Below are 25,914 nucleotides of genomic sequence, written 5' to 3'. Positions count from 1 at the left end.
TTGCGCCCGACAAGAGTTTTAACAATACTTTAACACGCGTGTCGTATTAGTGGAACAATATTTGTATACTTTTGCACGTGGAAACGTTTTAAACACGTTTCGTTTCCAAGTACAAACACTAAAATGTCAGCTATGGATGAAAATGTAAAACAAAAAAGGGAGCTTATAGCCGCAATTTCGGATCTTTTCCTGAGATTCGGATTGAGAAGTACCTCCATGGATGATATAGCGAATCACTTGAAAATTTCAAAGAAAACACTCTACCAACAATTCGCCAATAAAGACGACGTGGTGGAGCAAGTGATGTTGTACAGGAGAGATGAAAAAATAAAAAACACGGATGTTAATCAACTAGCCAAGAAAAACCCGATCGTGGTCATGAGCGAAATTCGGGATTTCATGGTGAGTGATTTGGGTAGCCGCTTACCTGCCAATCATTTTGATTTAAGGAAATATCACCCGGCCGTGTACGAAAGAGTAGCCAAGCAAGAAGAGGAGTCAACGAAGAAGTTTCTCGTGGCATTACTGGATAACGGTATAAAACAAGAACTCTTTCGGAAGGATATTGACAAAGAATTACAATTGTACCTGTTAGGCAAACAATTGCACTTCCTGAAAGATCCTGAAATCACCAGTAAGCTTGAATACCCGATTTCAGTAATTATTTCAACGATCTTTATCAATTTTATTTACGCTATATCCACAGAAAAAGGTCTAAAAGAATTTGAACGCCTAAGGAACACGGCAAAACGACCAGAAGACGGATGATTGATTTTTTTTGGTACGAGTTTTGTAACGAGAGAAAAAACACTTGAAAAATTTCCCGGAAAAAATAAATAATTAAATCTATAATCTATGAAACAAGGAATGACTCTTTTCCTCCTAATGTTTTTCGTGCCATGGATGCTCCACGCACAGGAAGCGCCGCAAACGATATCGCTGCAACAAGCAGTGGAGTTTGCCATCAAGCACAATAAGGAACTGCAATCTTCGCAGATGAATATTGATTTGTATCGCCAAAAGGTACGGGAATCCGTATCACAAGGGTTACCACAAGTCAATGGTACTGTAACTTACAGTACCAATTTCGGCTACAAGATGGATTTTGGCGGTCAAGCAATAAAAATGAAAGACCAGTCTAACCTAACAGTAGGTTTACAACAATTATTATTCAGCGGCCAATGGATTCTAGGGATGCAAACCAGTAAAATCGCTGTACGCCTGACCGAGCAGGAAGTTGAAACCACGGAACTGGACATCATTGAGAATATCTATAATTCATACTACACGGTACTAGTATCCGAAAGAATGCTCGATATCCTGCGTCAGAACTTGGAGAACATGAATGAAATTTACAAGCATACCGATAACATGTACAAGGCCGGAACGGTTGAAGTGACGGACGTGGATCAAATCCGCATTAACGTGGGACAACTGAAAAACAGTTTATTGTCCATGGAGAGAACGGTTGCCGTGAATTACAATTTACTACGTCTTCAACTAGGACTGGAGACAGGTACTCCAATCAAACTCACGGATGCGTTGAATGTATTCTTGGAAAACGATAAATCCGCCCGCTTGTATGTCGAGAAATTCGACATCAATAACAACTTAAGCTATCAGTTGATCACGACTCAAACCGAGTTGAATAAAAAGATGTTAGGATTGGAGAAATGGAGTTACGCTCCCACAATCTCCGGTAATTATAACTTCAACTACAAGATTTTGAAACCGGCATTGGATATGAGCCCGAAACACACAGCCGGCCTCACAATGAATATTCCGATCTTCTCCGGTTTGCAACGGGATTCCAAGGTTAAACAAGCCAAAATCACGTTGGAACAATCTTATATGCAGAAGAGCTTGTTGCAAGACCAGTTGAACGTACAAGACGAACAATTGAAATTCAACTTGAAAAACGCCATGGAAAATTACAGCCTGCAAAAAGAAAACATCGATGTAGCCACGCGGGTGTTAAAAAGTTACCAAAGGAAGTACGAACTCGGAGCCGTTTCCAGTCTGGACTTAACGCAAGCAAACAACAACTACCTGCAAGCAGAAACAAATTACACGGAAGCAGTTCTTACATTATTACAAGCACAAGTAAGCTTGGAAAAATTGTATAATCAACTTCCTCGATAAAACAACTTGAATAATAAAAACAAAAAAGAAATACAATGGTAAAGAATCTCATTTTATCGATTATAGCGATAGCTATCCTTGCCGGTTGCTCAGGCAAAAAAGATAAGACGACAGACAGTGATGTCGTGGAAGCAATCCCCGTTAAAGTACAAAAGTTAGAAAAAACGGATATTGCCAGAACCTTGGATTACGCCGCAAATCTGGAAGCAGATAAACAAGTTTTTTACGCCCCTGCAGCCACCGGAAGGATTGAAAAAATATACGTGGAAGTTGGAGATCAAATCAAAAAAGGACAAGTACTCGTTGAAATGGACAAGACCCAACTGGTACAGGCTGAAGTTCAATTAAAAAACTTGGAAACAGAATATAACCGTGCCATCCAATTAAATGAAACCGGAAGTATCTCCAAACAAGCTTACGATGCTGCCGTAACACAATATGAAGTGGCCAAAGCTAACGTGGAATTCTTGAAGGAAAACACTCAAATGCTCGCTCCTTTTGATGGAGTCGTTACCGGAAAATACTTCGAGGACAAAGAGCTTTACACGGGAGCTTCTTTCGGTGGTGCAACCAAACCTTCTATTATCGCCATTGAAAAGATTGATCCGGTAAAAGCTTACGTAAGTTTATCAGAACAATATTACTTGACCGTGAAACCCGGAACCAAAGTTGAATTAAAAAATAATATTTACCCAGACCAAGTATTCGAAGGGAAAGTAAGTATCGTTTATCCAAGTATAGATCCGGCATCCAGAACTTTCACCGTTGAGGTCAAGATCCCAAACAAAAATGAAGCTCTGAGGCCGGGAATGTATGGCACTATCAATTTCTTTATCGGTAACACCGAGACCGTGGTTGCCCCGGCTATCGCCGTGTTAAAACTACAAGGTTCTAACGATCGTTACGTGTTCTTGAACAAAGACGGTAAGGCAAAACGCGTTGGGGTGAAACTCGGCAAACGTTTTGATGACAAGGTTGAATTAATCAGTGATGAAGTTCACGAAGGCGACGAACTAATTGTTGTCGGACAAGGACGTTTGGTTGATGGCTCACCACTTTCAATTACCAAATAAACACTTATTCACGGATTGATGCCTGAAATCTAAAATTCAAAATTTAAAATTTAAAATATGAGTATATATAATACAGCGGTCAACAAACCCATTTCAACCTTAATGGTTTTCCTCGCCATCATGGTATTGGGTGTTGCCTCCTATATACAATTGCCGGTGGACCAGTATCCAAAAATGGACCCACCTTACATCACGGTAATGGCGACCTATCCAGGAGCCAACGCTGCCGATATTGAAGAGAACGTAGCGAAGATTCTGGAAGACCAGTTAAACTCGGTGGACGACTTAAAAGAAATGACCTCCACCTCTTATGATAACTTGGCGGTAATTTCACTAGAGTTTGAATGGGAAGTGAATTTGGATGAAGCATCCAATGACGTACGGGATGCCGTGGATAAAGCCATGAATAATCTTCCGGATGACATTGATCGCCCGACGATCATGCGTTTTAATACTTCCATGATGCCGATTCTTATTTATGCAGTAACAGCTGAAGAATCCTATCCTGGTATTGACAAGATTCTAGATGATAAATTAATTACTCGCTTGAACCGGGTAGACGGTGTTGCATCTGTAAACATTGCCGGTTCTCCGGTACGCGTTGTCTACGTAGACCTCGATCCCAATAAACTAGATGCTTATAACCTAACTCTAGAACAAATCGGGAATAAAATCCTAACAGAAAATCGGGATATCTCTTCCGGTAACGTGAAGATGGGAGATATGGACTACACGTTGCGTGTTGAAGGTGAATTTGATGAAAGTGATCAAATCAAGAACCTTGTATTAGGAACCCAAAACAACAAAACCATCTATTTACATGATGTTGCAACCGTCCGTGATACCTTGAAGGATATCACATTGGAGCAAACGATTAATAGAGGAAATGGTGGCGTTTTGATGGTAACCAAACAAACCGATGCCAACGCCGTAGCCGTGGCTAATCAAGCCAAAAAAGAGATCGAGAAAGCAATGAAAGAATTGCCTTCAGATATCAAGTTCCAGATCATCTCGGATAATTCCGATTTTATCGTGAAATCCATCAATAACCTGCAGGAATCTTTAATGTACGCTTTGATCTTCGTGGTCTTGGTCGTATTCTTATTCTTGGGACGATGGAGAGCGACATTCATTATTGCCTTGACCATCCCGATCTCTTTGATCGTAGCCTTTATCTACCTGTTCGCAACGGGAGAATCGCTCAACGTGATTTCGTTGTCCTCCCTCTCCATTGCAATCGGTATGGTGGTGGACGATGCGATTGTAGTACTTGAAAATATCACAAAACACATCGACCGAGGTAGCCGTCCGAGAGAAGCAGCCAAATACGGTACGAACGAGGTTTGGTTATCTGTAATTGTAACTACCCTTGTAACTGTAGCCGTGTTCTTCCCGTTGACATTGGTAACCGGAATGACCGGTATCCTGTTCAAGCAATTAGGTTGGATCGTTTGTATCACCGTATGTACCTCAACGGTAACCGCTATTTCGTTAACACCGATGCTTTCATCTCAGTTGATGAAAATTCAGGATAACACGGATACGGGTAAATTTAGTTTCTACCATTTTGTATCCAAAATGTTGGATAAACTTGATTTTGCCTACGAAAAGCTCATCCGCTGGGTTCTTCGTCACAAAACGGTTACGATTGTTTCCATGTTTGCTTTGTTCTTTGCATCATTAACCCTTGCAAAATTGATCAAAACAGACTTCATGCCTCAGAATGACCAGAACTACATGAGCGTGTATGCCAAGATGCAGTCCGGACAGCGAGTTGAGGTAACTAAAAAAGTGGCTTTGGACATCGATTCCATCATTCGTGCAGAAATCCCGGAAATCACGTTGATCAACTTGTCATACGGTAGTGAAGAGGAAGCCTCTTTTGCTTCTATGATGAACAGTACTGGTAATAACATCTTAAACATGCGTCTAAGAACTCTCGACTTAAAAGAACGTAGCCGCAGTGTTTTCGAGATCGCTGACCAAGTCCGCGGAATTTTAAAACGTTTTCCTGATATTCTCCAATACACGGTAACCACATCGAGTGGGGGGTCAATGGGAGGTAATAGTGTCGACGTAGAAATTATGGGACATGATTTCAACACGACTACAAACTTAGCTCACACAATTGCGGAACAAGCTCGAAAGATTCCAGGAGCTGAAGATATCAAAATCAGCCGGGATGAAGATAAGTCCGAATTACAAATTGTTCTAGATCAAGATAAATTGGCCCGTCATGGGTTAAGTACAGCAGATGTTGGAAGCTATTTACGTAACCGCATTTACGGGTACCGTAATAGCAAATTTAAAGAAGATGGTGAAGAATATGATATTATCGTTCGTCTGGATGAGAAATATCGTTCGTCTATTACCGATGTTGAAAACATCCTGATTACCGATGGTAAAGGACAAAAAGTACGTCTGAAAGAACTTGGAGAAATCAAAGAATATTTCTCTCCGCCAAATATCGAGCGTAAGAGTAAACAACGTATCCTAAAAGTTTCGATTACTCCGGCTGCAGGTGTTGCTTTGGGAGAAATAGCAGGTGCTGCTCAAGCTCTTATCGATAACATGGAAGATATTCCACAAGACGTAACAATGTACATCGGTGGTAGCTTCGAAGATCAACAGGAATCATTCGGCTCATTGAGTATGTTGCTACTCCTGTCCTTGATGCTGGTATACATCGTGATGGCAGCACAGTTCGAGTCATTCAAGATGCCGTTTATCATCATGTTGGCTATCCCGTTCGCATTCACCGGTGTAATTTTGGCATTATTGCTCACGAACACGACATTAAGTATTGTTGCCGCCTTAGGAGCTGTCATGCTGGTTGGTATCGTTACGAAGAACGGTATCGTGCTAATCGACTTTATCAACCTGATGCGTGAACGGGGAATCCGCTTGTACGATGCAATCGCTATGGCTTGTCGTTCTCGTTTACGCCCGGTATTGATGACGTCATTAACCACAATCTTAGGTATGGTGCCGATGGCAATCAGCGTTGGCGAAGGTTCTGAAACTTGGAGACCGATGGGTATCGCCGTAATCGGTGGTATGGTATTCTCCACGATTATCACGATGATTATCGTTCCGGCCGTTTACGCCGCAATGGACAAGAGTGGTAGCCGTGACAAGAAGAAGATTCTCAGCAAACAATTCAAGTTCATGGCTGACTTTGATCCGGAAAGAGATCTTCCGAAAAAGAAATAAGTAACACTAAGTTAGATTTACGATGTAGAATGTAACATCGTAAATCTAACATCTAAAGTCCTATAATTATGAAGAAAGCAGTATTTATATCATATAACCAAGCTTTGACCGAACGGGTTGCTTTTATCCTTGATCAATTACAAATTCGGGGATTCACGCAATGGCCTTTGGTAAACGGGGCAGGAACTGTGGATGGAGAACCTAGAATGGGAACTCACACATGGCCGGAGATGAACTCTGCCACCTTGACTATCGTGGAGGAAGAAATGGTTCCTCTGATCTTGAAATACGTCAAGAACCTCGATGAGGTGAATAAAGAAAACGGTATCCGGGCATTTGTCTGGGATATTACCGATATGTATTAAAAAAAGAGCCTTTCGGCTCTTTTTTTTGTATATGTACTTCACGCAAAGAGGCTAATGCCTCTTTTTTTATTCTTCATCTAACGACTTGAATCCTTTTCCTAATATCTCTCTGGAGTCGATCACATTTATAAAAGCCTCCGGATCAATCTCACGAATTCTGTGACGTAAGATCATCATCTCACGACGAGTTAAAATCGTGTAAATAATCTCGCGAGATTCACCCTTATAAGCACCGACAGCCGGTAAAATCGTAGCTCCACGATTAATATCATTCAAGATGATATTTTTCACCGTTTCCATCTCTTTCGTGACGATCATCAATGTCTTGTGGACAGAAGCACCTTCCACGATCAAGTCAATCACCTTACCTTCGATGAACACGATAATCCAAGAATACATGGGCAAACGCCAGTCTCCGAAAGCCACCACGGTTGACAAAGTAATCGTACAATCCACGATAATAACCAACGTACCCAAAGAAATATGGGTATACTTGTTCAAAATCATGGAAATAATATCCGATCCCCCGGAAGTAGCCCGAGCCTTGAAGATCATACCGATACCAATACCATAAACAATACCGCCGAAAATAGCTGACAGTAATTGTTCATTCAACATCGTCCGGTCAGTAATTCCCGGTTCCAGCAAAGCATCATAACCGTAAACATAGTGAATCAAACGCATAAATGCCGGAATAGCAAACGTACAGATGATGGTTTTCACACCAAACATTCCTCCTAGGAAATAAATTCCCAACAACAACAAAGGCACATCCATACAAAGGGCAGCGATCTCAGTTTCCCAGCCCCACAAGTGATGAAAGACCATGGACAGACCGTATGTTCCCCCGGGAGCAAAACCATAAGGCTCCGCAAACAATACCGCACCTAACGCGAACATGAAACAACCACCCAACAACCATCCGTAGGTGATAAAGAAATCCTTAGAGAATAATTTCTCCTTAGTTACAAATCCCATACTACAACTTATTTTTATTTTAACAATTAATTTCGCTTATTTTTAGCCGCACAAAAGTACAACTTGTTTTTGACTTTTTACAACGTTTTCGACTTCTCAAATTTAATCATAATGCATTTATAATCTGCATATTACATTTTATTTTTCATGCATAATTATACAACTCACCTCATAATTATTCGAAAAAACACGAACCCCATGAAAAAGAATAATTTTCGATTCTCCATTTCCAATTTTCAATTATTTTCCTTATGTTTGTAGACGTATTGGAAAGGTAATGTTCTTCGTGACATTACGAGGGAATCCCGTGAGAATCGGGAACTGTACCCGCAGCTGTAAGTTTCAAAACTTTAGTCTCTACTGCCACTGTCTGTACATGGATGGGAAGGCGACGAAAAGGAAACAAGTCAGAAAACCTGCCAACACGTAACTGTTTATGTAGCTTTCGGGAAGTGAAGCTGGCAAGATGTTTATCATGGTAACATGATCTTCTTCTACCAAATTTTCCAACAAGCATTGTTCTGTGAAATAAGTGGGTTGTTATGAGATGTAGAATATCTCTGCCAATTTTGTTTTACATCGCGTAACTAACTCACTTATTTTGAATACAATTTCCAAATCAATGATAACGCCTCGCTTGGAACTAAGCTTGAAATATCATCTCCTTTTCGGATCATTTCCCGGATCTCGGTAGCTGACAATGGAAACAAAGGGGCATCAACGAACGTCATGTTCGTAAATCCTTCAATAGAAGTGATAATGCCTAAACGGGGATAAACAAAAATATCACAATGTCCCTCGATCCAACGATGATCCTTCCATTTCGGGAAATCCGGTACGTTATCCCCCCCGATGATCAAAGCAAATTGTTGACCGGGGTATCGATCAAACAAAACCCGCAAGGTATCCACCGTGTAGGAAGGTTTAGGCATTGAAAATTCGATATCACAGGCTTTCATTCCGGGAATTCCCTTGATGGCAACCTTCACGATCTCGAAACGCTCGGTCTCCGGCAAAAGGAAACGATCTACTTTAAACGGATTACAAGGACTGACCACAAACCACACTTCCGCACACAGCCTTTTTTCCAACAGGTAGCGAGCAATTCCCACGTGCCCGTTATGAATCGGGTTAAACGATCCGAAAAAAAGCCCGATAACAGGTCCGCTTTTCTTTTCCTTACCTTGCTCCATCCGATTATTTCAAAAAATCTCTTACCGTCTTTTCAGCTTCGGCTAAAGCTGTGTCCAAATTGTCGTTCACGATAACCACGTCAAATTTATCGGCAAATGTCATCTCATACTCCGCTTTAGCCACACGTTGCTCTATCTTCTCCATCGAATCCGTACCCCGCCCGATCAACCGTTGCCGCAAGACCTCCACGGAAGGAGCTTTAATAAAGACAGATAGCGCCTGATCCCCGAATATTTTCTTGATATTCACCCCTCCAACAACATCCACGTCAAACACCACGGCATGACCAGCCTTCCAAATTCGCTCCAGTTCACTCTTCAACGTCCCGTAGAAACACCCCGGATAAACCTCTTCCCACTCTAGGAAATCCCCCGCCTCAATTCTCTCTTTAAACTCATCCGTTGAAAAGAAATAATACTCTTTCCCATGTTTTTCCTCTCCCCGGGGCGCCCTGCACGTTGCCGATACCGAAAACTCCAATCCTAAATCCTTTGCCAACAAGTAATTCACGATCGTACTTTTCCCCGATCCGCTGGGGGCTGAAAATATGATTACCTTCTTTTTCATCCGTTTATAAAGTTTATAAGGTTTATAAAGTTCATAAAGTCAAAGCTTTTTGATAAAGTTCGATAACATTTTAGATATGATTTCTGTTTCTAGCAAAAGTTCGGAAAAATTCTTTTCATCTAATATCAATACATCCTTAGCTAAATAAAGCATTGAGCGAACTTCACCACACGATCCTTTCGAAATATAAAGAAATTGTTTGAATTCAAGATTGGACTTACGCTCAAATCCCTCTGCAATATTATTCATCACAGATACTGCAGCTCGTTGTATTTGATCTTTGAATCCATAATCTTTACTACAACCAAATTGATTATAAATTCTTCTTGCCAAATCTCGAGCTCTTTGCCAAGCAAGAATATCTTCAAATCGCTCTACTCTCATTACTTACTTTATGAACCTTATAAACTTTATGAACTTTACGAACCTAATCATAGCACATTGAGACTCTGTTCCTTTATTTTTTCCAGTTCATCTTTCATGCGGACAACCAGTTTCTGGATGTCGTGGTCGTTGGCTTTGGAACCCATAGTATTGATTTCGCGACCGATCTCTTGGGCGATAAATCCGAGTTTACGTCCCGGAGCTTCTTCTTTCTCCACGGTCTCGACAAAATATTTACAATGATTTGCCAAACGGACTTTCTCTTCCGTGATATCTAACTTCTCCAAATAATAGATAATTTCCTGCTCTAACCTATTCTCATCAATATTTTTGATCTCTCCCCACTCCTTCATCTTGTCTTGCAAGCGTTGCTTGATGGTAACCACTCGTTGTTTCTCGAACTGGGGTACTTCTCCTGACAAGCTTTTGATCAACTCGATCCGTTTCAAAATATCTGCAATCAAAACTTTACCCTCTTGAATACGGAAATCATCGACATCCGACAACGCTTTCTCGATGGCACTTCTCAAACAATTCCAGCCTTCTTCATCCAACTCTTCCATTTTAGCTTGCATCGTGTCGGGGAAACGCATGATGGTTTGCAGCAACTCGCTCTTGTTGATTTCCACTCCTAATGAACCCGCCACTTCCAGCATCTGATTATAATACTGTCTTACCACCGATTGGTTCACGGCAACATCTTTCTCGTCCTCCGCATTATCAAAATAGATATACACGTCCACCTTCCCGCGTTCCAGAACGTTCTTTATCATATTCCGGATCTCGATATCCTTCTCTTTGTAAATACTCGGAGTCCTCAAATTAATATCCAATTGTTTTGAATTCAGACTTTTTACCTCCACGATCACTTTCTTTGTCCCGCAGTCCACTGTTGCTTTACCGAAACCGGTCATTGATTTTATCATAGCTCTTGTTTTAAATACAAACATTTAACCACAAAAGTAAGGCTTTTTTTGAAAATCCCCGCCAAATAACTACCTTTGTTCAGTTTGTCAAATCATCAGAATATACATAATCATGGATGCGAATCATCTTTCTGCCTTCCAAAAAGGAGTTATCGGGGTACAATTTCTTTTCGTCGCCTTCGGTTCGACTGTACTCGTTCCCCTACTTGTAGGATTGGACCCGTCAACAGCACTTCTTACCGCAGGAATCGGAACCTTAATTTTCCATCTTGTCACGAAAGGCATCGTTCCCATCTTTCTGGGAAGTAGTTTCGCATTCATCGCCCCAATCATCAAAGCCAGTGAATTGTACGGTATGGCCGGAGTCCTTTCCGGAATGGTCGCCGTGGGTGCGGTCTACGGGCTTATGAGTTTATTGGTAAAATTACGGGGAACCGACTTCATCAAGAAACTATTTCCCCCGATCGTGATTGGTCCGGTAATCATATTAATCGGGCTTTCCCTCGCTGGCTCCGGGGTAAAAATGGCAAGCGAGAACTGGGTATTGGCCCTTATCTCCCTAATCACGGCTGTCGTTGTCTCTCTGAAAGGCCGGGGACTGTTAAAATTAATCCCTATATTCTGCGGAATCATTGTTGGATATCTCGTGGCACTTTTCTTCTATAACGTGGACACCACCCCGATCAAAGAAGCCGCTTGGTTTGCCCTTCCCCAATTCGTAACTCCCGATTTCTCTTGGGAAGCCATTATCTACATGGTTCCCGTGGCCATCGCTCCTGTCATCGAACACATCGGGGATGTCTATGCGGTGAACAGTGTTGCCGGTAAAGATTTCGTGAAAAACCCCGGATTACACCGTACACTACTGGGTGATGGTCTTGCCTGTGTTTTCGCCGGGTTAATCGGCGGCCCTCCCGTAACCACGTATTCCGAAGTTACTGGGGCCGTGTCTTTAACAAAGGTGACAAGCCCTGCCGTGATTCGAATTGCTGCCGTGACGGGGATCGTCTTCTCTGTTTTCGGTAAAATCAGTGCTTTGTTAAAATCCATTCCAGCCTCTGTTTTGGGTGGAATCATGCTACTCTTGTTCGGAACAATTGCCTCTTTGGGAATGAGCAACCTAATACAGAACAAGGTTGACCTTTCCAACACCCGCAACATGATTATCGTCTCTCTCATCCTAACTTTCGGTATTGGAGGGGCGGCCTTCGAATGGGGTAATTTCTCTATGTCCGGCATAGGCCTTGCCGCCTTATTGGGTGTCATCTTAAACTTGATATTACCGACAAAAGAATCCAAAGCATAATACAGGCTTCCAAACGTCACTCATCTCTTGTGGATCAACATATCCACCACCCCTTTATGCCCTACCGTGTAACAAAAAAATAACCGTTTTGAAACATTAGATTCACATAATCAGCGGAACTTGCAATCGCAAAAAAGAAAGAAAACAATTTATTTAAATGAATAGAAAATGAAAAACTTACTTTTAACCACAGTTCTTATATTAGCTGTTATTTTTAGCAGCAACGCGACAAATGACGTGAACGGTCCCGCTAAAAAAGTATCTATCTCCGGAGCAGGGGCAACCTTCCCTCTTCCCTTCTATAACCTTGCCTTCAAAACCTATCAAGATAAAACAGGTAATTCCATTACCTACGGGGGCATCGGTAGTGGTGGCGGTATTCGTAGTCTAAAAGACAAAATCGTGGATTTCGGAGGCTCCGACGCCTATCTGTCCGACAAAGAAATGGGCGAAATGCCCGCGGCCGTAGTTCACATCCCGACGTGCATGGGAGCCGTGGTACTGGCGTACAACCTTCCGGGAGTAGACAACTTGAAACTAACCGGGGACATTATTGCCGATATTTACTTGGGCAAAATTACTAAATGGAACGACAGCCGTATTGCAGCCATCAATCCCGGCGTGAACTTACCCGACAAAGCCATGAGTCCTGTCTATCGTTCAGATGGTAGCGGAACCACTTTCGTGTTCAGTGACTACATGACCAAAGTAAGCCCGGAATGGGCCGAGAAGATCGGAACCGGAAAATCATTAAAATGGCCGGTAGGTATGGCTGCTAAAGGTAACCCGGGCGTTGCCGGAGTCATCAGTCAAACGGAAGGTTCCATCGGTTACGTGGGTTCTGAATATGCTTTTGCCATGAAAATCCAATTCGCCCAGATGAGAAATGCGGCCGGTAACTTTATTACCCCAAACACGGAAAGCATCTCAGCCGCAGCGAAAGGAGATATGCCCGCCGATACCCGTACAATGATCACCAACTCGGCCGCCCCGGATGCATACCCGATCAGTTGTTTCACATGGATCATCTTGTACAAAGAGCAAGCCTATGCCGATAGAAATCAAGCTCAAGCCGAAGAGACATTGAAACTATTGAACTGGATGCTGGACGCAGAGGCCCAAGCCTTAACCACGAAAGTAAACTACTCCCCGCTCCCGGGAAAGGCTGTAAAGAATGCAAAAGCGTTACTAAAATCAGTCACTTACAACGGGCAACCCGTGTTGAAATAATCAAGTATACACTCCAATTTTATCCATAAAACAAAATAACGCCTTTCGCACGAGAGGTGTTATTTTTTACCCTATTATTCCCCTATGGAAGTGGTTACTAAATGAATAATTCCGGAAAATCATTATCTTTGCAGCCTAAATCTAAAATTTCGTAGATGAAGAACATTAGGAATTTCTGTATAATCGCACATATTGACCACGGTAAGAGTACACTTGCCGACCGTTTACTGGAAACGACCGGAACTGTAGTAGGGAAAGATTTACAAGCACAAGTGCTTGACGATATGGATCTGGAACGAGAGCGAGGCATCACCATCAAGAGCCACGCCATACAGATGGATTATCATTACAAGGGAGAGAAATATGTTCTAAACTTGATAGACACCCCGGGACACGTGGACTTCTCGTACGAGGTATCGCGTTCCATTGCTGCCTGCGAGGGTGCGCTACTGATTGTCGATGCCACGCAAGGTATTCAGGCACAAACCATCTCGAACCTTTATCTTGCCATTGACAATAACTTGGAAATCATTCCCGTTTTGAACAAGATGGATATGCCCAATGCCATGCCCGAGGAAGTGAAGGACCAGATTGAAGAACTGATCGGATGTGACCGGGATGATATTATTGAAGCCAGTGGAAAAACCGGACTGGGCGTGGATAAAATACTGGAAGCCGTTGTAGAACGAATTCCCGCACCCACGGGCGATCCCAACGCGCCACTTCAGGCCTTGGTGTTCGACTCGGAATTTAACTCTTTCCGCGGAATCATCACCTATTGCCGTATCATGAACGGTAGTCTGAAAAAAGGTGACATCGTGAAATTCGTGAGTACGGGCAAGGAATACGATGCAGATGAAATTGGAGTATTACGCCTAGAACAAGAACCCCGCAACGAACTGAAAACGGGAGACGTGGGATACATTATTTCCGGTATTAAAACTTCATCCGAGGTAAAAGTCGGGGATACGATCACGCACGTGGAACGTCCATGCACCACTGCCATCGAGGGATTCGAAGAAGTAAAACCCATGGTCTTTGCTGGAATCTACCCAATTGATTCGGAGGATTACGAGGACCTGCGCACCTCCATCGAGAAATTACAGCTAAACGATGCATCCCTAACCTTCGAACCGGAATCTTCAGCCGCCCTTGGATTTGGATTCCGCTGCGGGTTCCTCGGAATGCTACACATGGAAATCGTGCAGGAACGTCTGGACCGGGAATTCGACATGAACGTGATCACCACCGTTCCCAACGTTATGTATATCGCCCACACCACGAAAGGCGAAGTCTTCGAAATGCACAACCCCTCCGATATGCCCTCCCCCACGGTACTGGACTATATCGAGGAACCTTACATAAAAGCACAGATCATCACGCCTACCGACTACATCGGTCAGATCATGACCCTCTGTCTCGGCAAGCGAGGCGTACTGATAAAGCAACACTACCTGACAGGAAACCGGATCGAGTTGAACTACGAGATGCCACTGGCCGAAATCGTGTTTGACTTCTACGACAAATTGAAAAGTATCACGAAAGGTTACGCCTCTTTTGACTATTTCCAGATCGGTTATCGTCGGGCTAACCTTGTGAAATTGGATATACTGCTGAATGGCGAATCCGTGGATGCCCTCTCTGCTTTAATCCACTTTGATAACGCTTATTCTTTCGGGAAACGCATTTGCGAGAAATTAAAAGAACTGATTCCCCGTCAGCAATTCGACATTGCAATCCAAGCTGCCATCGGCGCGAAGATTATTTCCCGCGAAACCATCAAAGCCGTTCGCAAGGATGTAACCGCAAAATGTTACGGTGGTGATATTTCCCGTAAACGTAAACTACTGGAAAAACAGAAAAAAGGAAAGAAACGAATGAAACAAATCGGTAATGTTGAGGTCCCGCAAAAAGCATTCCTTGCCGTGCTGAAATTGGATTAGTTCATAAAGTTTGTAAGGTCTGTAAAGTTTATAAAGTAAGCGTCCCCCAAGGACGCTTTATTTGTATGCCCCTTAAGCTACTTTATAACCTTATGAACCTTACAAACTTTATGAACCACGACATCATCCCAATAATCCCTGCATCTCGCCCTTACTTCTCCGTCGGGAGCGATCACGCAACTCTCTCCCCGGTAAACAAGTCCTGTTAAGTCTGTCCCGGCACAATTAACGGCCACAACGTACGCCTCGTTTTCAATAGCTCGTTCCCGCAAAAGTCGATTCCAATCATCTTGCCGGAATTCCGGCCAGTTCGCGATGTAAATGGCAACATCATATTCGCCCTGATTCCTACTCCACTCCGGAAAGCGCAAATCATAACAGATATAAGTTGAGAAACGTATCCCCTTCCATTCCAGTGTCAGATGACGGTCTCCGGGCGAGAAACTGCCCTTTTTAAAACAATTATGCTTGTCGTAATATTCGTATTTCCCATCCGGATAAACAGCCAGTAACCGGTTATAATATTTCCCTTCCTCCTTGTAAATCGTGGAAGCGATCACCAATGCCCCGGAGCGCTTCGCCCATTTCTTCATCCGCTTGATCACTGTCGGGTAATAAGAAGCCACCTCATCTTTCGAACGCATTGCCTCTTCTTTATCCCGTTTCTTCATCTCACACCCGGAAGTGAAAAGCTCCGGAAATACAATCACATCGGCACCCTTACACAAAGGCACCCGCTTATCAAAAGCCCATAGATTGGACTTCACATCCCCCCATATCAAGTGCGCCTGTACAAGCGCCACCCTCACCGAATCCTGTGCCTTCACGGTCAAGGAGAAAGCAAACAGGAAACATAACATTCCGTAAAATACCTTCATCTTCAAAATATTATTCATTACTCAAAGAAAAGAATTTTTTCAACATCCCGACAGCCCTCGATTTCACGTTGTACACCGTTCGTATGCTCAACTGCATATTATCGGCAATTGCCTCTGCATCCAATCCTGTCAGGTAAAGTTTCATTACCTGCCCCTCCGGATCCGGAATACGCTCTACGTATTCCAACAGGGAAGTTGCCAGTTCACTCTCCAAGATGTCCTCAACGAAAGAGGTTTCTCGCTCCAGTACATCCCTGTATTTCTGCTCCACACCCAAATGACTCATGTGATTCTTGTACCTATTCTTTATTGCAACAAACAAAAACGCTTTTATCTTCATCAAACTATCAAAAACAACATCATGCCGCTCCCACAAATAACAAAATGCCTCTTGCACCGCATCCTCGGCAGACTCGAACGTGTTTGCGTACAAACGATTAGCATAAACATGGAGTTCCGTGAAAAACCTCGTGTAAATCATGGCAAAAGCCGAAGTGTCACGTTGATTAAAACGCGTTAACAAAAAGGCTGAATCATCATTCTGACAAACTTCCATGCATGAAGAATAAGATTATTTAGGCGAATTTACACAAAAATTTTGATTCTTTCCTAGATTGTTGAAAAATTACACCCTCGGGTAAATGCTGGTACAAGCTGGTACAATACAAAATCAACTTGCCTAGGTTTTGCGACAAAAATAAGGTCAACTTGCTTAGGTTTTGGAACAAAAATAAGGTCAACTTGCTTAGGTTTTGAAACAATTTGATATATTTGTAACTGGAAATCAATATATAATAAAACTATGTTTGAACGAGATATATTAGCTTCTCTAAAGCAATGGAAAAATGACACTCATCGTAAACCTTTAGTACTACGAGGTGCTAGACAAGTAGGCAAAACAACGTTAATCAACGAATTTGGAAAGGAGTTTGATAACTACCTCTACTTAAATCTCGAAAAAAAAGAAGCTCAAGACATTTTTGAATTATCCCTTCCTCTCAAAGATCTACTTCCCTTTATCTTTGCTCACTGTGGAAAGATCAAGCAAGCTGGAAATATATTAATATTTATTGATGAAATTCAAAATTCAGCAAAAGCTGTATCTTTATTGCGTTATTTTTATGAAGAATTACCGGAAATTCATGTAATTGCCGCTGGTTCTCTATTGGAGAATCTCGTTGATATTCATGTTTCTTTCCCCGTCGGACGGGTAGAATATCTCGCACTACGCCCATGTTCATTTCGAGAGTTCCTACGGGCAACAGGTGAAGAAGCCATGCTTCCTGTTTTAGAGCGTCCAGAGGTTTCGCTCGCCTTCCATGATCGTCTTTTAGGATTATTTAATCTCTACACGCTCATTGGTGGAATGCCCGAAGTCGTACAAATCTATGCTGAACGCAGAGATATTTTGGCATTAAATAAAATATACGAAACACTATTACAAGGCTATCGAGACGATGTGGAAAAATACACTCAAGGACGACAAATGCCTGATGTTGTACGTTTCCTATTAAAAGAAGGCTGGAACATGGCAGGACAAACCGTTACATTAGGACGCTTTGCCGGTTCAAATTATAACGCTCGAGAAATTGGCGAAGCCTTCCGTTTATTAGAAAAAGCCATGCTTACCGAACTCGTTTACCCCACGACCTCAACGGAAGTTCCCGCCATTCCTGAACAAAAACGAATGCCCAAACTAATATGGTTGGATACGGGTTTGGTAAACTATTCTGCACAAGTACAAAAAGAAGTTTTAGGTGCAAAAGATATTCTCGATGCTTGGCGAGGGAATATTGCAGAACATATTGTGGCACAAGAATTATTAACATTAACAGACAAAGTGAGTCAAAAACGTAATTTTTGGGTGCGGGGCAAAAGCGAATCTCCTGCAGAAGTAGATTTCATCTGGGTTCAAGACTCCATGATCTATCCTATCGAAGTAAAATCCGGTCATAACGCACATTTACGTTCTCTACATTCGTTTTTGGAACGTTCCCCACAAACCATTGCAATACGTGTATGGTCTCAACCCTACTCAATAGACACGATACAAACTGTAAAAGGGAAAATATGCAAGCTCATTAATTTACCCTTTTATCTGGTAGGACAAATTCCTCATATTTTAAAAAACATTTAATACCCCAAAAGTGAGGGGCTATCCCCTCCTCTCCCATCGTCGTTTCACCCACGCCACCGCCAGCGAACTGATCACCCCACCAACGATACTGAAAACTCCTGCCAACAAGTTGTCCGCCATCTGCGACAACACGGCGTTAAAACTCAACGTCGAAAACATTCCGATCAAAAAATAATTACCCATTTTGATAGTTTAAAATTTAAAGTTTAGAATTTAGAATGGGATTCACGCCTCCGACATGGATCCTATGCCGGAAACGTGAAAACTCGTTCCTCTCGCGAAATCACTCGATCGGGAACCATAAAATTTACAGCGTCATCACCTGGCTATCCGAAGCGCTCTTCCCGTTCTTCAACGTGGCGAAACAATACAGTTTCACGTTCTCGTGACTCCACTCCTCCGGGAGAGCGTAACTCGTGTTACCGTTCTCCCCACGGACTCGCAACGTCACCAGGCGGGCTCGTCCAAGTACCGTCTCGTACAACATGGCGTACACCACGTCATCGCTGAAGGCGTAACCGTTTTCCTCGTCCTGCATCTCCTGCATGAAAGAATACATCTTGTTCTCTTCCGAGTAAGTCACTTCCACTTTCGGCGGGTACAACATACCGGAAGCGCAGAGCAAGCGGTCGAGATCCACGGTTGCCACGTTCTTCTCGTCCACCGATACCCGGGCAATGTTCACCTTCACGAAAGCGTTCGCTGCCGAACCCTTACCGATCCCGGCAAAGCCTTTCCGGATCACCGGCAACAACTGCCGGGATAACTGCACCAGCGCTTTCATTCTCGCCCGTTGGGCCAGGATCTCCGGCGTCGGGTTGTCCTTCCGGGAGAACACCTTCGCCTTGGCGATGTTCTTCCCTCTCGTGTAACACAACGTGATGTTTCCCACTGATTTTCTTGCTTTTCCCAGTAAATACGAGTTAAATTCTGCCATAACTTTACAATTGAAAATTAAAAATTGAAAATTGAAAATGAACTTTACATGCCCGGGGCGGGCCCTGCCCCCGGAAGGTAAATTTTTAGTTCCTAACTTCTAGTTTTTATCTTGAAATTCGCTAAAGGCGAATTCCAACGCCGGACCCGGGTCGATCTTTCTCGGCGTGATCACCGAGTGACCCACCACGTCACGGATCGGGTAAGTCTCTTCCAGCAGGCTACAGACCTCCCGTAACACCCGGACCTGCCTTGCCGTGTAGCAATGCCAGTACGTCGGGCGATCACCGGAACAGTCCGTGTAAACCTCTTCTGGCGGTACCACCCGGCCACACTCCGCAATAAATAGATTCCCAGCGAACCGGAGTTTCCCGAGGTTATCCAGCTCTATCCCGATCGAGTAACGGTTCAACCCGCCACGCCCGGCGTACCAGCTCTTCCCCGCGTGCCACGCCTCGATGTTGAAAGGAACCAGCTGGAACACCTCCCCCTCCCGACCGATCACCACGTGAGCCGAGGCCGAAACGTCCGGGCGGGTCAGGAAAAGTGCGGAACTCTCGGCACTCGTTCCCGCCGTGTAGTGCAGCACGATCATGTCCGGCCCCTCCAAACGCCGGGTGTTCTTCGCGCTCACCAGGTGAACCACCCCGCCACCCATCAAACGATGGTTGACAATTGAAAATGGAGAATTGAAAATTGAAATTCCCATGAATAAAAATTTAATTAATCAAGTTTTTACCTTTTACTTTTTCCAACTTTTAGTTTTTACTTTTTAGCTTTTACCTTAAAAATCGCCTCCGCCATTTTTTCCCCGCTCCTTCCCACCACGTAACCGCCTAGGCCGATTTCCAGCAAATCCCAAAAGCGGGAAGTATCGGAAAGGATGGGCAGCGTCGTGAACGTCCCCACGAGGACGATCAAGGCGAACACCAGCATCACCAGTGGCCGCCACGATCGCTGCAACCAGTTCCCCCGGGCCTCTTCCACCACGGCTGCCGAACGGGACCGGGCCATCTCCTTCTCGTGTTCCGCCAGCAATCCCAGCAAGTCCACTTGCAGTTGTCGCTTCTCCCTCGCCGGGAGTGTCAGGCGGTCGATCACCTCGCCAACCGCCCCGACCACGTTCTTCACTCCTTCCAAAGTCGTAAAGCCGTGACGATACAATTCTTCACCTCTGCCGCGAGGTAAAACTTCTTGTTACCCACCTTCCTCTCCGGGATAAGGAGTTGTTTCTCGTAACGCCGTAATGTTTGCCTGGATATTTGCATCGCCCGGCACAACTCCTCGGCATCCATCAACCTGTAGGAAGCATTTGATGCCGCCTCGATTGCCAGTCGAACCTCTTCCCGCAATTTTCTTAATTCCTCAAGCACTTGCACGGGCACGTTCGCCGTTTCTTCTCTTTTACTTGTCTCTCTTTTTGCCATGTTTTTATTATTAAAGTTACCCGTTCCCTTTTATCATCGCCCGCGTCTCCCTCGTAACGACACGCCCGGAACAGCTAAACGCCTCGTCTTTTGTTCGTTTATAAAGTTTGAAAGTTTATAAGGTTCATAAAGTAATCCTTCAACCGGAAATCACCCAATCCCTGAATTTTTAAATTTAAAATCTAAAATCAGTAAGGCCCCGTGCGGCTGGAATCTAAAATCATAAATCTAAAATCATTAAATTCTTACGTGTTGGCTCGGCGAATAAGCCTTCCCATCCTTTTCCCGAAAGAAACAATACAAATGGGCTGCCGTTCCCCGTTTACGCTGCAAACGGAAAGTGGCTTTCCCGTCACCCCTTGTCTCCCCGCTCGTCTTGACTAACTCCGGGGAAAACGAACGATCGGCATAAAGCACGGCAACCATGAACTTATCCTCTTTTCCCGCAGAAGGAAGATCTTCCTCCCGTTCCCACGCCACAGAAACCACATCCCCCTCATCAACACGCACCACGAGATGATTCACTTTTTGTAACCGACCGACCGTCAACTGCAACCGGGCAAAATCCCCAATCTTCCCGTCAGGCTTAAAAATCATCATGTTCAACTTCAAAAATAAATTATACCCGCTTTTCCCCGTTCCCTTTGTTGCCAAATACCACACCTTTCGTAATTCCGTCTCCGCCAAACGTCGGTAAAAACGTATTGCCACCCTCAAGCGGGAACGGCTTTCCCTCTGTTTTGACGTGTTCGCATCCGCATACCGTGCCGCCACACTCCTCACCCGTGTCACCGATCCCACCCGGTAGAAAATCGAATTCCCGATCTTTCCTCGAATATTCTCTTCTGTTATTGCCATCACTCGTTCGTTTTTAAAGTTTTCTTTGTTTTCTGATGCAAAGATAGAGCCTGCATCTTCGACATAAAACTCTAATTCACAAGCGACAGGATGTTTTCACAAATAACCTTTTACGTTTCATATTCGCTATAAATCCAAATCCCTCACTCGTGAACACACAACTCTCCCGATAAAAGAAAATCCCTGAACAGACCGTAGAACAAAGCGATGAACAACCGTCAAACATCCCCGGTAAAGAGGAGACAATCTCCCCTTTCTCCCGCATCAAAGACACCCACTGAACGTCTTTGATTCGTCTTTGATTCGAAAATGATACGTCATTAATCCCTAACTACATTGGATTCTCAACGGCAGAAGAATGGATATTACCCGATAGAATATCAAGCAACAATACTTGGGAGTTAATACAAACCAAGAAACTTACATCTCATGCAGATCAATATACCCTCACAAGAGACATTTTAAAGATAAAGAAAAGATTTATCGACGATAAAAATTAAATTTAAATCGGAAACATTAACATTTATACGTTAGAAAGGTGTATATTTATAGTGCCAAATTTCTCAGAAAGGTGATTTACCTTCCTTTATACATGGCATCACTACTATGATATACTGGAAATTTCAAGAGATAGTAAAGCCGCCGATGGCCGATTCACCAGGCCGATTGATGATTAAAGATGATAATTATAACTCCTGTTTACTGTTTTGCCGGGGAAGTTCAGGGAAGTGCAGCACTTGCAATAGGCGGGGACGATAGGCCCGCCCAATCGGGAACCATCGGTCACCGATTTTAACGCTGTTACCCACAAATGTATCGATGTAATGCCAGTTCAAGATGAAACTCTGGTGTACCCGGATAAACGTGTCGTCCGGCAAAGAGCGTTCCATCACCCCCAAACGATAAGAAATCGTCACCCGACTCCCGTCGATCGCGTGAAACTCGCTGTAACTGCCCGATCCCTCGACGTAAAGAATGTCCGCGTACAAAAGCCGCCGGCAATAATTCTCCCACCAAAGAAATATATGTCCCTCGCCGTAACGGGGTTCGCTTGAATGTATTAACGTGTTGGTCTTTTTGTTTTCCATAAATGATTGATTTTACACCTCGTAAAATCTGCCCCGGCGGCTGTAGCGATTATTGACATTCGCAAATAAACCCGGAAAACAAAAGACCAAACAGACATTGCCTAAGTCAAAATGTCACTTAAAACTATTCCAAATCAAAATGATAGTTCCCCCAACGGGAAATCTTCCCTTTTTTCTTTTTTACAGGAACGACTTTCATCCGCTTGATGACTTTTCCCTTTTTCACCTTGTAAAAAATTTCCCCACGACCGTGACGGGGACAGTAGTCGCTTTCAGCACTTCGCACATCCGACAAACGCAACTTACCCGTGTACCACGTTGCCTCCACCGGGTTATCGCCATTCCCGGGAAAAACGACATCAAGAGGGATTATTTCCCATGAATTCGCCCGTCGGAGCGAGAGTAAGTAGAGTTTATCGTCCCGGATTTCCCAGTACCCGATATATCCCCGCAAACGGAAACGCGTGAACTCACCCCGCAACAGGGGACGAATCCGGGCGTAAAGATTCGTGTTATATTGGAAAGGGTAATTCTCCAACTCGTAAGTCTTACCGTTCACGGTAATCTCATCGAAATCCTTGTTAACCCAAAAAGTAGCCGAACAGATAGCCTTACATCCCTTGCCCTCCCATGCTCTCACTTCCATCAACGGCGCATGTACCCGACCGCGTAACTTCACGTACTCCCATTCAGGCACAAGCTGCACGCACTCTTTCAATTCTTGTATGTAAGGATTGGAGTAATCATTCTCTACCCATTGTCCGTCATCGTCTCTTACTTGTCCGATAGCGGATTTATTCGACACCACTCGCACGGCAAGGCCGAGACTATCTATCGTCCCGTCAGGCCGGGGTGTCACCTGCACTTTGGCAAGCAAATATTTATTCGCCAATTCCGGAAAACAATCCCCGTTAAATAACATCGTGATTAAATTCCCGGCCTCTACATAGGAGAACGTTGATTCTCTCAGCTCGTTACGATACGTCGCTTTAGACATGATTCGTCCGTTTTCTACCCGGTATATCCATTCATCCTCGTAATCCGATCGAAATCCCAAAGCACCCTCATAAATACATTTTCCTCCTACCACATCCAGCTCCCCGCTAAACCACGAGGCAAAAACTTTTCCATCTTGCACATAATCATCAAAAATACCGCCTAAATCCATAAACACGACTTCATGATCATCAGAACGCATCGTACCATAGGTATCTTCGATCTTCTCCAAAAATAAGGAATCCTCCTGCAAACGCCACCACCCATAATACGCTGACGCATCCCGAATATAAGGAGGAGAATATACCCGATCGTACACCTTGGCCGCCAATGTTGAATCTGCGTTTAAAGGATTGGAATACATCCGGAAAGTATCCCTCTCGATAAGAACCATGCTCTGCCCGGAAACTTCCATCGGAACAAAAACACGAAAACAAGCTAAAAATATCCATGGAACAAACTTCAATTTTTTCATCACTCATAAATTATTGGTTAATAACAAATTATCCACATTACCCTTCTACAAGGACAACGTTCCAAACATCAGATATTCAAACTGGAGAACACGCACTTTGGTCGAATTGCCAAATTCAAATCTGTAACGCATCGGAACAATCCGATCTTTAAATCTTGCCAATGTGTAAGGGTCATACTCGTCGTATTTTATTTTGAACCAAAAACTGACGACCCGACGCCCTCTCCGGGTTTCCGTTTGCTGGTAGTCCAAAATTTCATATTTCACGCCTTTCATGTTCTCCACGTAACCTTTAGGGGGAAACGTACCCGGATAAGGATTATCATAGGTCATGCAAGAAATGACTGAATCCCCACACACTTGAATATAACCCGGAACATACAGCGTACCACCCTCACTGGTAAAAGGCCTAGGTATCATATCAATTCGATATTCCCGGCTATCTATTTTTGCATGAACAGCATTGGTCATCTCCTTTTTCGACAAACTTTTATGTAGCGAGGCGCATGATGATAAAAAAATCAAGATACCCGTTACCCAGAGTACAAGTAATTCTTTCTTCATAATCGCAAATTTTAAAGGTTAAAAAAAGGACCGCCCCTTGGATGAGTTTAGAGGCGGTCCCGATTCAACGTACTCCTCACACTTGCTATTTCTTCTTTTTCAGCATCTCGTCGATCTTCTTCTCCAAGTCTTTTCCCCGGAGATTTTTAGCCACAATACGGTTTTCACCATCGAGGATAAAGGTGCAGGGAATTCCCTTCACGCTATATGCGGTAGCAATCTCAGATTGCCCGCCTTTCAAGTCGGACACGTTTTTCCAATCGCTGCCATCCTGACCGATTGCCGACAACCAAGCCTGCCTGTTATCATCAATGGAAACACTGATGATCTCCAACCCTTTCGGGCGATAACGCTTATAGATCTTTATCAGGTTCACGTTCTCTGCCCGGCAGGGACCACACCAAGAAGCCCAAAAATCAACGACTTTCACTTTAGCTTTCGTCTCGTGCAGTGAAAGTACACCGCCATCCGCCAACGGGGCGCTGAAGTTGGGAGCGATTTCCCCCACAGCGACTTTTTTCATCATTTCCAGATCAGCTGCAATCTGTTTGCCGTAGGAAGTTGCTTTCGCCTTTTCACTCAGAGCATCATAACGTTCGGCTAATTTCACCTCATCCAGACTCTGCGGTAACTTCGAAGCGATCACAAATGCAGACACGGGAGAGTCGTTATGCTTCTTTATTAAGGCCAACTCGTCAGCCTCGACTTTCGCCACTATTTTTTTAAACTCCTGTTGCAATCTCTGTAATTGCGGGGGATTTGCCCGGGCTTGCATATCCAACTGTTGTTGGCTTTGTTTCAGATACTTATCTAAATCATAAAATTCTTTCCATACTTTCTGCGCTTCCCCGTCGCTCTCCACAATCAATTCGTTTGCGCCCATCGTGATCGTGTAGTTAGCGTTTTCCAGCATGAAAGAAGCCAGCACGGCATTCTTTTTTACCGGCATCAGATAAACCAATGTCATCTCAGGCATCCGACCTGTAAATTCGAAAACCCCATTCGTAACATCAGCTTCGCTAATATCAATCGTTCCTTTATCCATTTTGACAACCAACAGCAACTTACCATTGACCGTGTTGGCCAAACGTCCCTCAATTTTGTAGCCCTTATTCTGTGCCATCATGAACAGGACACAACCTAATAACATACATACTGTAAATAAAATCCTTTTCATCTTTTCCGCTTTTTGTTGTAGAGAAGTGACTGAAAGCCCGCCCGCCGTAACGAACGG

The 25,914-nt window shown here is 43.7% G+C and carries 26 protein-coding genes and 1 riboswitch; of the genes, 9 read left to right on the top strand and 17 right to left on the bottom strand.

From position 1 onward, the window contains the following. Nucleotides 1-132 precede the first annotated feature (132 nt). From R8806_RS15455 to R8806_RS15435, 5 genes are all read left to right on the top strand, one after another. Entirely contained in the window at nt 133-768 is a 636-nt protein-coding gene (locus R8806_RS15455) for a TetR/AcrR family transcriptional regulator (protein ID WP_164719584.1), read from the top strand. Nucleotides 769-855: 87 nt separating this feature from the next. After that, nucleotides 856-2,142, top strand: coding sequence for a TolC family protein (locus tag R8806_RS15450; RefSeq protein ID WP_229782944.1), 1,287 nt, complete (start codon nt 856-858; stop codon nt 2,140-2,142). A 35-nt stretch (nt 2,143-2,177) separates the two neighbouring features. After that, nucleotides 2,178-3,215 (top strand): efflux RND transporter periplasmic adaptor subunit, encoded by a 1,038-nt coding sequence (locus R8806_RS15445; RefSeq protein ID WP_151411883.1) that lies wholly within the window; start codon nt 2,178-2,180, stop codon nt 3,213-3,215. A 57-nt stretch (nt 3,216-3,272) separates the two neighbouring features. Then, a complete protein-coding gene (locus R8806_RS15440) occupies nt 3,273-6,428 on the top strand; it encodes an efflux RND transporter permease subunit (protein ID WP_124316265.1) in 3,156 nt (1,051 codons plus the stop codon). Nucleotides 6,429-6,496: 68 nt separating this feature from the next. Then, a complete protein-coding gene (locus tag R8806_RS15435) occupies nt 6,497-6,793 on the top strand; it encodes a PG0541 family transporter-associated protein (RefSeq protein WP_124316264.1) in 297 nt (98 codons plus the stop codon). Nucleotides 6,794-6,859: 66 nt separating this feature from the next. Here the strand turns inward: R8806_RS15435 and R8806_RS15430 are convergent, their stop codons facing one another. From R8806_RS15430 to R8806_RS15410, 5 genes are all read right to left on the bottom strand, one after another. Next, nucleotides 6,860-7,771 (bottom strand): YitT family protein, encoded by a 912-nt coding sequence (locus tag R8806_RS15430; RefSeq protein WP_124316263.1) that lies wholly within the window; start codon nt 7,769-7,771, stop codon nt 6,860-6,862. A gap of 255 nt (nt 7,772-8,026) precedes the next feature. Beyond that, a riboswitch (cobalamin riboswitch) is annotated at nt 8,027-8,209 on the top strand. A 158-nt stretch (nt 8,210-8,367) separates the two neighbouring features. Continuing rightward, the gene (gene nadD / locus R8806_RS15425; protein ID WP_124315825.1) at nt 8,368-8,964 is read right to left on the bottom strand and encodes a nicotinate (nicotinamide) nucleotide adenylyltransferase; all 597 of its coding nucleotides are present in this window, start codon (nt 8,962-8,964) and stop codon (nt 8,368-8,370) included. A 4-nt stretch (nt 8,965-8,968) separates the two neighbouring features. After that, nucleotides 8,969-9,532 carry a guanylate kinase gene (gene gmk / locus R8806_RS15420; RefSeq protein WP_124315824.1) on the bottom strand — a complete coding sequence of 188 codons (564 nt, stop codon included), beginning with the start codon at nt 9,530-9,532 and terminating at the stop codon, nt 8,969-8,971. Between the two features lie 39 nt (nt 9,533-9,571). After that, entirely contained in the window at nt 9,572-9,916 is a 345-nt protein-coding gene (locus R8806_RS15415) for a four helix bundle protein (RefSeq protein ID WP_118304547.1), read from the bottom strand. 47 nt (nt 9,917-9,963) lie between these two features. Beyond that, nucleotides 9,964-10,842: a YicC/YloC family endoribonuclease gene (locus R8806_RS15410; RefSeq protein ID WP_124315823.1), complete on the bottom strand. Its 879-nt coding sequence runs from the start codon at nt 10,840-10,842 to the stop codon at nt 9,964-9,966. A 112-nt stretch (nt 10,843-10,954) separates the two neighbouring features. Between R8806_RS15410 and R8806_RS15405 the strand changes: the two genes are divergently transcribed. The 3 genes from R8806_RS15405 (at nt 10,955) to lepA (ending at nt 15,321) form a co-directional block, all read left to right on the top strand. Next, nucleotides 10,955-12,148 (top strand): uracil-xanthine permease family protein, encoded by a 1,194-nt coding sequence (locus R8806_RS15405; protein ID WP_124315822.1) that lies wholly within the window; start codon nt 10,955-10,957, stop codon nt 12,146-12,148. A 168-nt stretch (nt 12,149-12,316) separates the two neighbouring features. Then, nucleotides 12,317-13,378: a phosphate ABC transporter substrate-binding protein PstS gene (gene pstS / locus R8806_RS15400; protein ID WP_164719553.1), complete on the top strand. Its 1,062-nt coding sequence runs from the start codon at nt 12,317-12,319 to the stop codon at nt 13,376-13,378. A gap of 155 nt (nt 13,379-13,533) precedes the next feature. Beyond that, nucleotides 13,534-15,321, top strand: a complete 1,788-nt coding sequence (lepA, locus tag R8806_RS15395) for a translation elongation factor 4 (RefSeq protein ID WP_124315821.1) — start codon at nt 13,534-13,536, stop codon at nt 15,319-15,321. Between the two features lie 77 nt (nt 15,322-15,398). Here lepA and R8806_RS15390 read toward each other — a convergent pair whose 3' ends face one another. Next, nucleotides 15,399-16,217, bottom strand: coding sequence for a nitrilase-related carbon-nitrogen hydrolase (locus tag R8806_RS15390; protein ID WP_241241536.1), 819 nt, complete (start codon nt 16,215-16,217; stop codon nt 15,399-15,401). Beyond that, nucleotides 16,210-16,755 carry an RNA polymerase sigma factor gene (locus tag R8806_RS15385; protein WP_124315820.1) on the bottom strand — a complete coding sequence of 182 codons (546 nt, stop codon included), beginning with the start codon at nt 16,753-16,755 and terminating at the stop codon, nt 16,210-16,212. The genes R8806_RS15390 and R8806_RS15385 overlap by 8 nt, the downstream gene beginning before the upstream one ends. 246 nt (nt 16,756-17,001) lie before the next feature. Between R8806_RS15385 and R8806_RS15380 the strand changes: the two genes are divergently transcribed. Further along, nucleotides 17,002-18,336: an ATP-binding protein gene (locus tag R8806_RS15380; RefSeq protein WP_124315819.1), complete on the top strand. Its 1,335-nt coding sequence runs from the start codon at nt 17,002-17,004 to the stop codon at nt 18,334-18,336. A gap of 18 nt (nt 18,337-18,354) precedes the next feature. Here the strand turns inward: R8806_RS15380 and R8806_RS15375 are convergent, their stop codons facing one another. The 10 genes from R8806_RS15375 to R8806_RS15330 form a co-directional block, all read right to left on the bottom strand. Next, a complete protein-coding gene (locus tag R8806_RS15375; protein ID WP_158571875.1) occupies nt 18,355-18,519 on the bottom strand; it encodes a hypothetical protein in 165 nt (54 codons plus the stop codon). A 124-nt stretch (nt 18,520-18,643) separates the two neighbouring features. After that, complete coding sequence (locus R8806_RS15370; RefSeq protein ID WP_317715700.1) at nt 18,644-19,273, bottom strand: hypothetical protein; 630 nt, start codon at nt 19,271-19,273, stop codon at nt 18,644-18,646. 99 nt (nt 19,274-19,372) lie between these two features. Then, the gene (locus R8806_RS15365) at nt 19,373-19,981 is read right to left on the bottom strand and encodes an N-acetylmuramoyl-L-alanine amidase (RefSeq protein ID WP_124315817.1); all 609 of its coding nucleotides are present in this window, start codon (nt 19,979-19,981) and stop codon (nt 19,373-19,375) included. A gap of 56 nt (nt 19,982-20,037) precedes the next feature. Next, the gene (locus R8806_RS15360) at nt 20,038-20,403 is read right to left on the bottom strand and encodes a 3TM-type holin (protein WP_307720333.1); all 366 of its coding nucleotides are present in this window, start codon (nt 20,401-20,403) and stop codon (nt 20,038-20,040) included. Beyond that, nucleotides 20,400-20,699 carry a MerR family transcriptional regulator gene (locus R8806_RS15355; RefSeq protein ID WP_124315815.1) on the bottom strand — a complete coding sequence of 100 codons (300 nt, stop codon included), beginning with the start codon at nt 20,697-20,699 and terminating at the stop codon, nt 20,400-20,402. Before R8806_RS15355 ends, R8806_RS15360 begins: the two co-directional genes overlap by 4 nt. Nucleotides 20,700-20,936: 237 nt before the next feature. Next, complete coding sequence (locus R8806_RS15350) at nt 20,937-21,557, bottom strand: DUF6266 family protein (protein WP_124315814.1); 621 nt, start codon at nt 21,555-21,557, stop codon at nt 20,937-20,939. A gap of 686 nt (nt 21,558-22,243) precedes the next feature. Further along, nucleotides 22,244-22,645 (bottom strand): LytR/AlgR family response regulator transcription factor, encoded by a 402-nt coding sequence (locus tag R8806_RS15345; RefSeq protein WP_087419070.1) that lies wholly within the window; start codon nt 22,643-22,645, stop codon nt 22,244-22,246. A 124-nt stretch (nt 22,646-22,769) separates the two neighbouring features. Beyond that, complete coding sequence (locus tag R8806_RS15340) at nt 22,770-24,116, bottom strand: hypothetical protein (protein WP_124315813.1); 1,347 nt, start codon at nt 24,114-24,116, stop codon at nt 22,770-22,772. A 45-nt stretch (nt 24,117-24,161) separates the two neighbouring features. After that, nucleotides 24,162-24,680, bottom strand: coding sequence for a hypothetical protein (locus tag R8806_RS15335; RefSeq protein ID WP_124315812.1), 519 nt, complete (start codon nt 24,678-24,680; stop codon nt 24,162-24,164). 85 nt (nt 24,681-24,765) lie between these two features. Next, nucleotides 24,766-25,857, bottom strand: a complete 1,092-nt coding sequence (locus tag R8806_RS15330) for a redoxin family protein (RefSeq protein WP_124315811.1) — start codon at nt 25,855-25,857, stop codon at nt 24,766-24,768. Nucleotides 25,858-25,914: the final 57 nt, after the last annotated feature.

It is taken from the genome of Butyricimonas faecihominis (assembly GCF_033096445.1).
Classification (GTDB): Bacteria; Bacteroidota; Bacteroidia; order Bacteroidales; family Marinifilaceae; genus Butyricimonas; species Butyricimonas faecihominis.
The sequence above is the reverse complement of the archived record's forward strand: the minus strand, read 5'-3'. Positions and strand labels throughout refer to the sequence as shown.

What these genes read in the sequence shown, in the direction of transcription:
- R8806_RS15455 (WP_164719584.1), top strand. Translation starts at nt 133, where the DNA reads ATGGATGAAAATGTAAAACAAAAAAGGGAGCTTATAGCCGCAATTTCG.
- R8806_RS15450 (WP_229782944.1), top strand. Translation starts at nt 856, where the DNA reads ATGAAACAAGGAATGACTCTTTTCCTCCTAATGTTTTTCGTGCCATGG.
- R8806_RS15445 (WP_151411883.1), top strand. Translation starts at nt 2,178, where the DNA reads ATGGTAAAGAATCTCATTTTATCGATTATAGCGATAGCTATCCTTGCC.
- R8806_RS15440 (WP_124316265.1), top strand. Translation starts at nt 3,273, where the DNA reads ATGAGTATATATAATACAGCGGTCAACAAACCCATTTCAACCTTAATG.
- R8806_RS15435 (WP_124316264.1), top strand. Translation starts at nt 6,497, where the DNA reads ATGAAGAAAGCAGTATTTATATCATATAACCAAGCTTTGACCGAACGG.
- R8806_RS15430 (WP_124316263.1), bottom strand. Translation starts at nt 7,771, where the DNA reads ATGGGATTTGTAACTAAGGAGAAATTATTCTCTAAGGATTTCTTTATC.
- nadD (WP_124315825.1), bottom strand. Translation starts at nt 8,964, where the DNA reads ATGGAGCAAGGTAAGGAAAAGAAAAGCGGACCTGTTATCGGGCTTTTT.
- gmk (WP_124315824.1), bottom strand. Translation starts at nt 9,532, where the DNA reads ATGAAAAAGAAGGTAATCATATTTTCAGCCCCCAGCGGATCGGGGAAA.
- R8806_RS15415 (WP_118304547.1), bottom strand. Translation starts at nt 9,916, where the DNA reads ATGAGAGTAGAGCGATTTGAAGATATTCTTGCTTGGCAAAGAGCTCGA.
- R8806_RS15410 (WP_124315823.1), bottom strand. Translation starts at nt 10,842, where the DNA reads ATGATAAAATCAATGACCGGTTTCGGTAAAGCAACAGTGGACTGCGGG.
- R8806_RS15405 (WP_124315822.1), top strand. Translation starts at nt 10,955, where the DNA reads ATGGATGCGAATCATCTTTCTGCCTTCCAAAAAGGAGTTATCGGGGTA.
- pstS (WP_164719553.1), top strand. Translation starts at nt 12,317, where the DNA reads ATGAAAAACTTACTTTTAACCACAGTTCTTATATTAGCTGTTATTTTT.
- lepA (WP_124315821.1), top strand. Translation starts at nt 13,534, where the DNA reads ATGAAGAACATTAGGAATTTCTGTATAATCGCACATATTGACCACGGT.
- R8806_RS15390 (WP_241241536.1), bottom strand. Translation starts at nt 16,217, where the DNA reads ATGAATAATATTTTGAAGATGAAGGTATTTTACGGAATGTTATGTTTC.
- R8806_RS15385 (WP_124315820.1), bottom strand. Translation starts at nt 16,755, where the DNA reads ATGGAAGTTTGTCAGAATGATGATTCAGCCTTTTTGTTAACGCGTTTT.
- R8806_RS15380 (WP_124315819.1), top strand. Translation starts at nt 17,002, where the DNA reads ATGTTTGAACGAGATATATTAGCTTCTCTAAAGCAATGGAAAAATGAC.
- R8806_RS15375 (WP_158571875.1), bottom strand. Translation starts at nt 18,519, where the DNA reads ATGGGTAATTATTTTTTGATCGGAATGTTTTCGACGTTGAGTTTTAAC.
- R8806_RS15370 (WP_317715700.1), bottom strand. Translation starts at nt 19,273, where the DNA reads ATGGCAGAATTTAACTCGTATTTACTGGGAAAAGCAAGAAAATCAGTG.
- R8806_RS15365 (WP_124315817.1), bottom strand. Translation starts at nt 19,981, where the DNA reads ATGGGAATTTCAATTTTCAATTCTCCATTTTCAATTGTCAACCATCGT.
- R8806_RS15355 (WP_124315815.1), bottom strand. Translation starts at nt 20,699, where the DNA reads ATGGCAAAAAGAGAGACAAGTAAAAGAGAAGAAACGGCGAACGTGCCC.
- R8806_RS15350 (WP_124315814.1), bottom strand. Translation starts at nt 21,557, where the DNA reads ATGGCAATAACAGAAGAGAATATTCGAGGAAAGATCGGGAATTCGATT.
- R8806_RS15345 (WP_087419070.1), bottom strand. Translation starts at nt 22,645, where the DNA reads ATGGAAAACAAAAAGACCAACACGTTAATACATTCAAGCGAACCCCGT.
- R8806_RS15340 (WP_124315813.1), bottom strand. Translation starts at nt 24,116, where the DNA reads ATGAAAAAATTGAAGTTTGTTCCATGGATATTTTTAGCTTGTTTTCGT.
- R8806_RS15335 (WP_124315812.1), bottom strand. Translation starts at nt 24,680, where the DNA reads ATGAAGAAAGAATTACTTGTACTCTGGGTAACGGGTATCTTGATTTTT.
- R8806_RS15330 (WP_124315811.1), bottom strand. Translation starts at nt 25,857, where the DNA reads ATGAAAAGGATTTTATTTACAGTATGTATGTTATTAGGTTGTGTCCTG.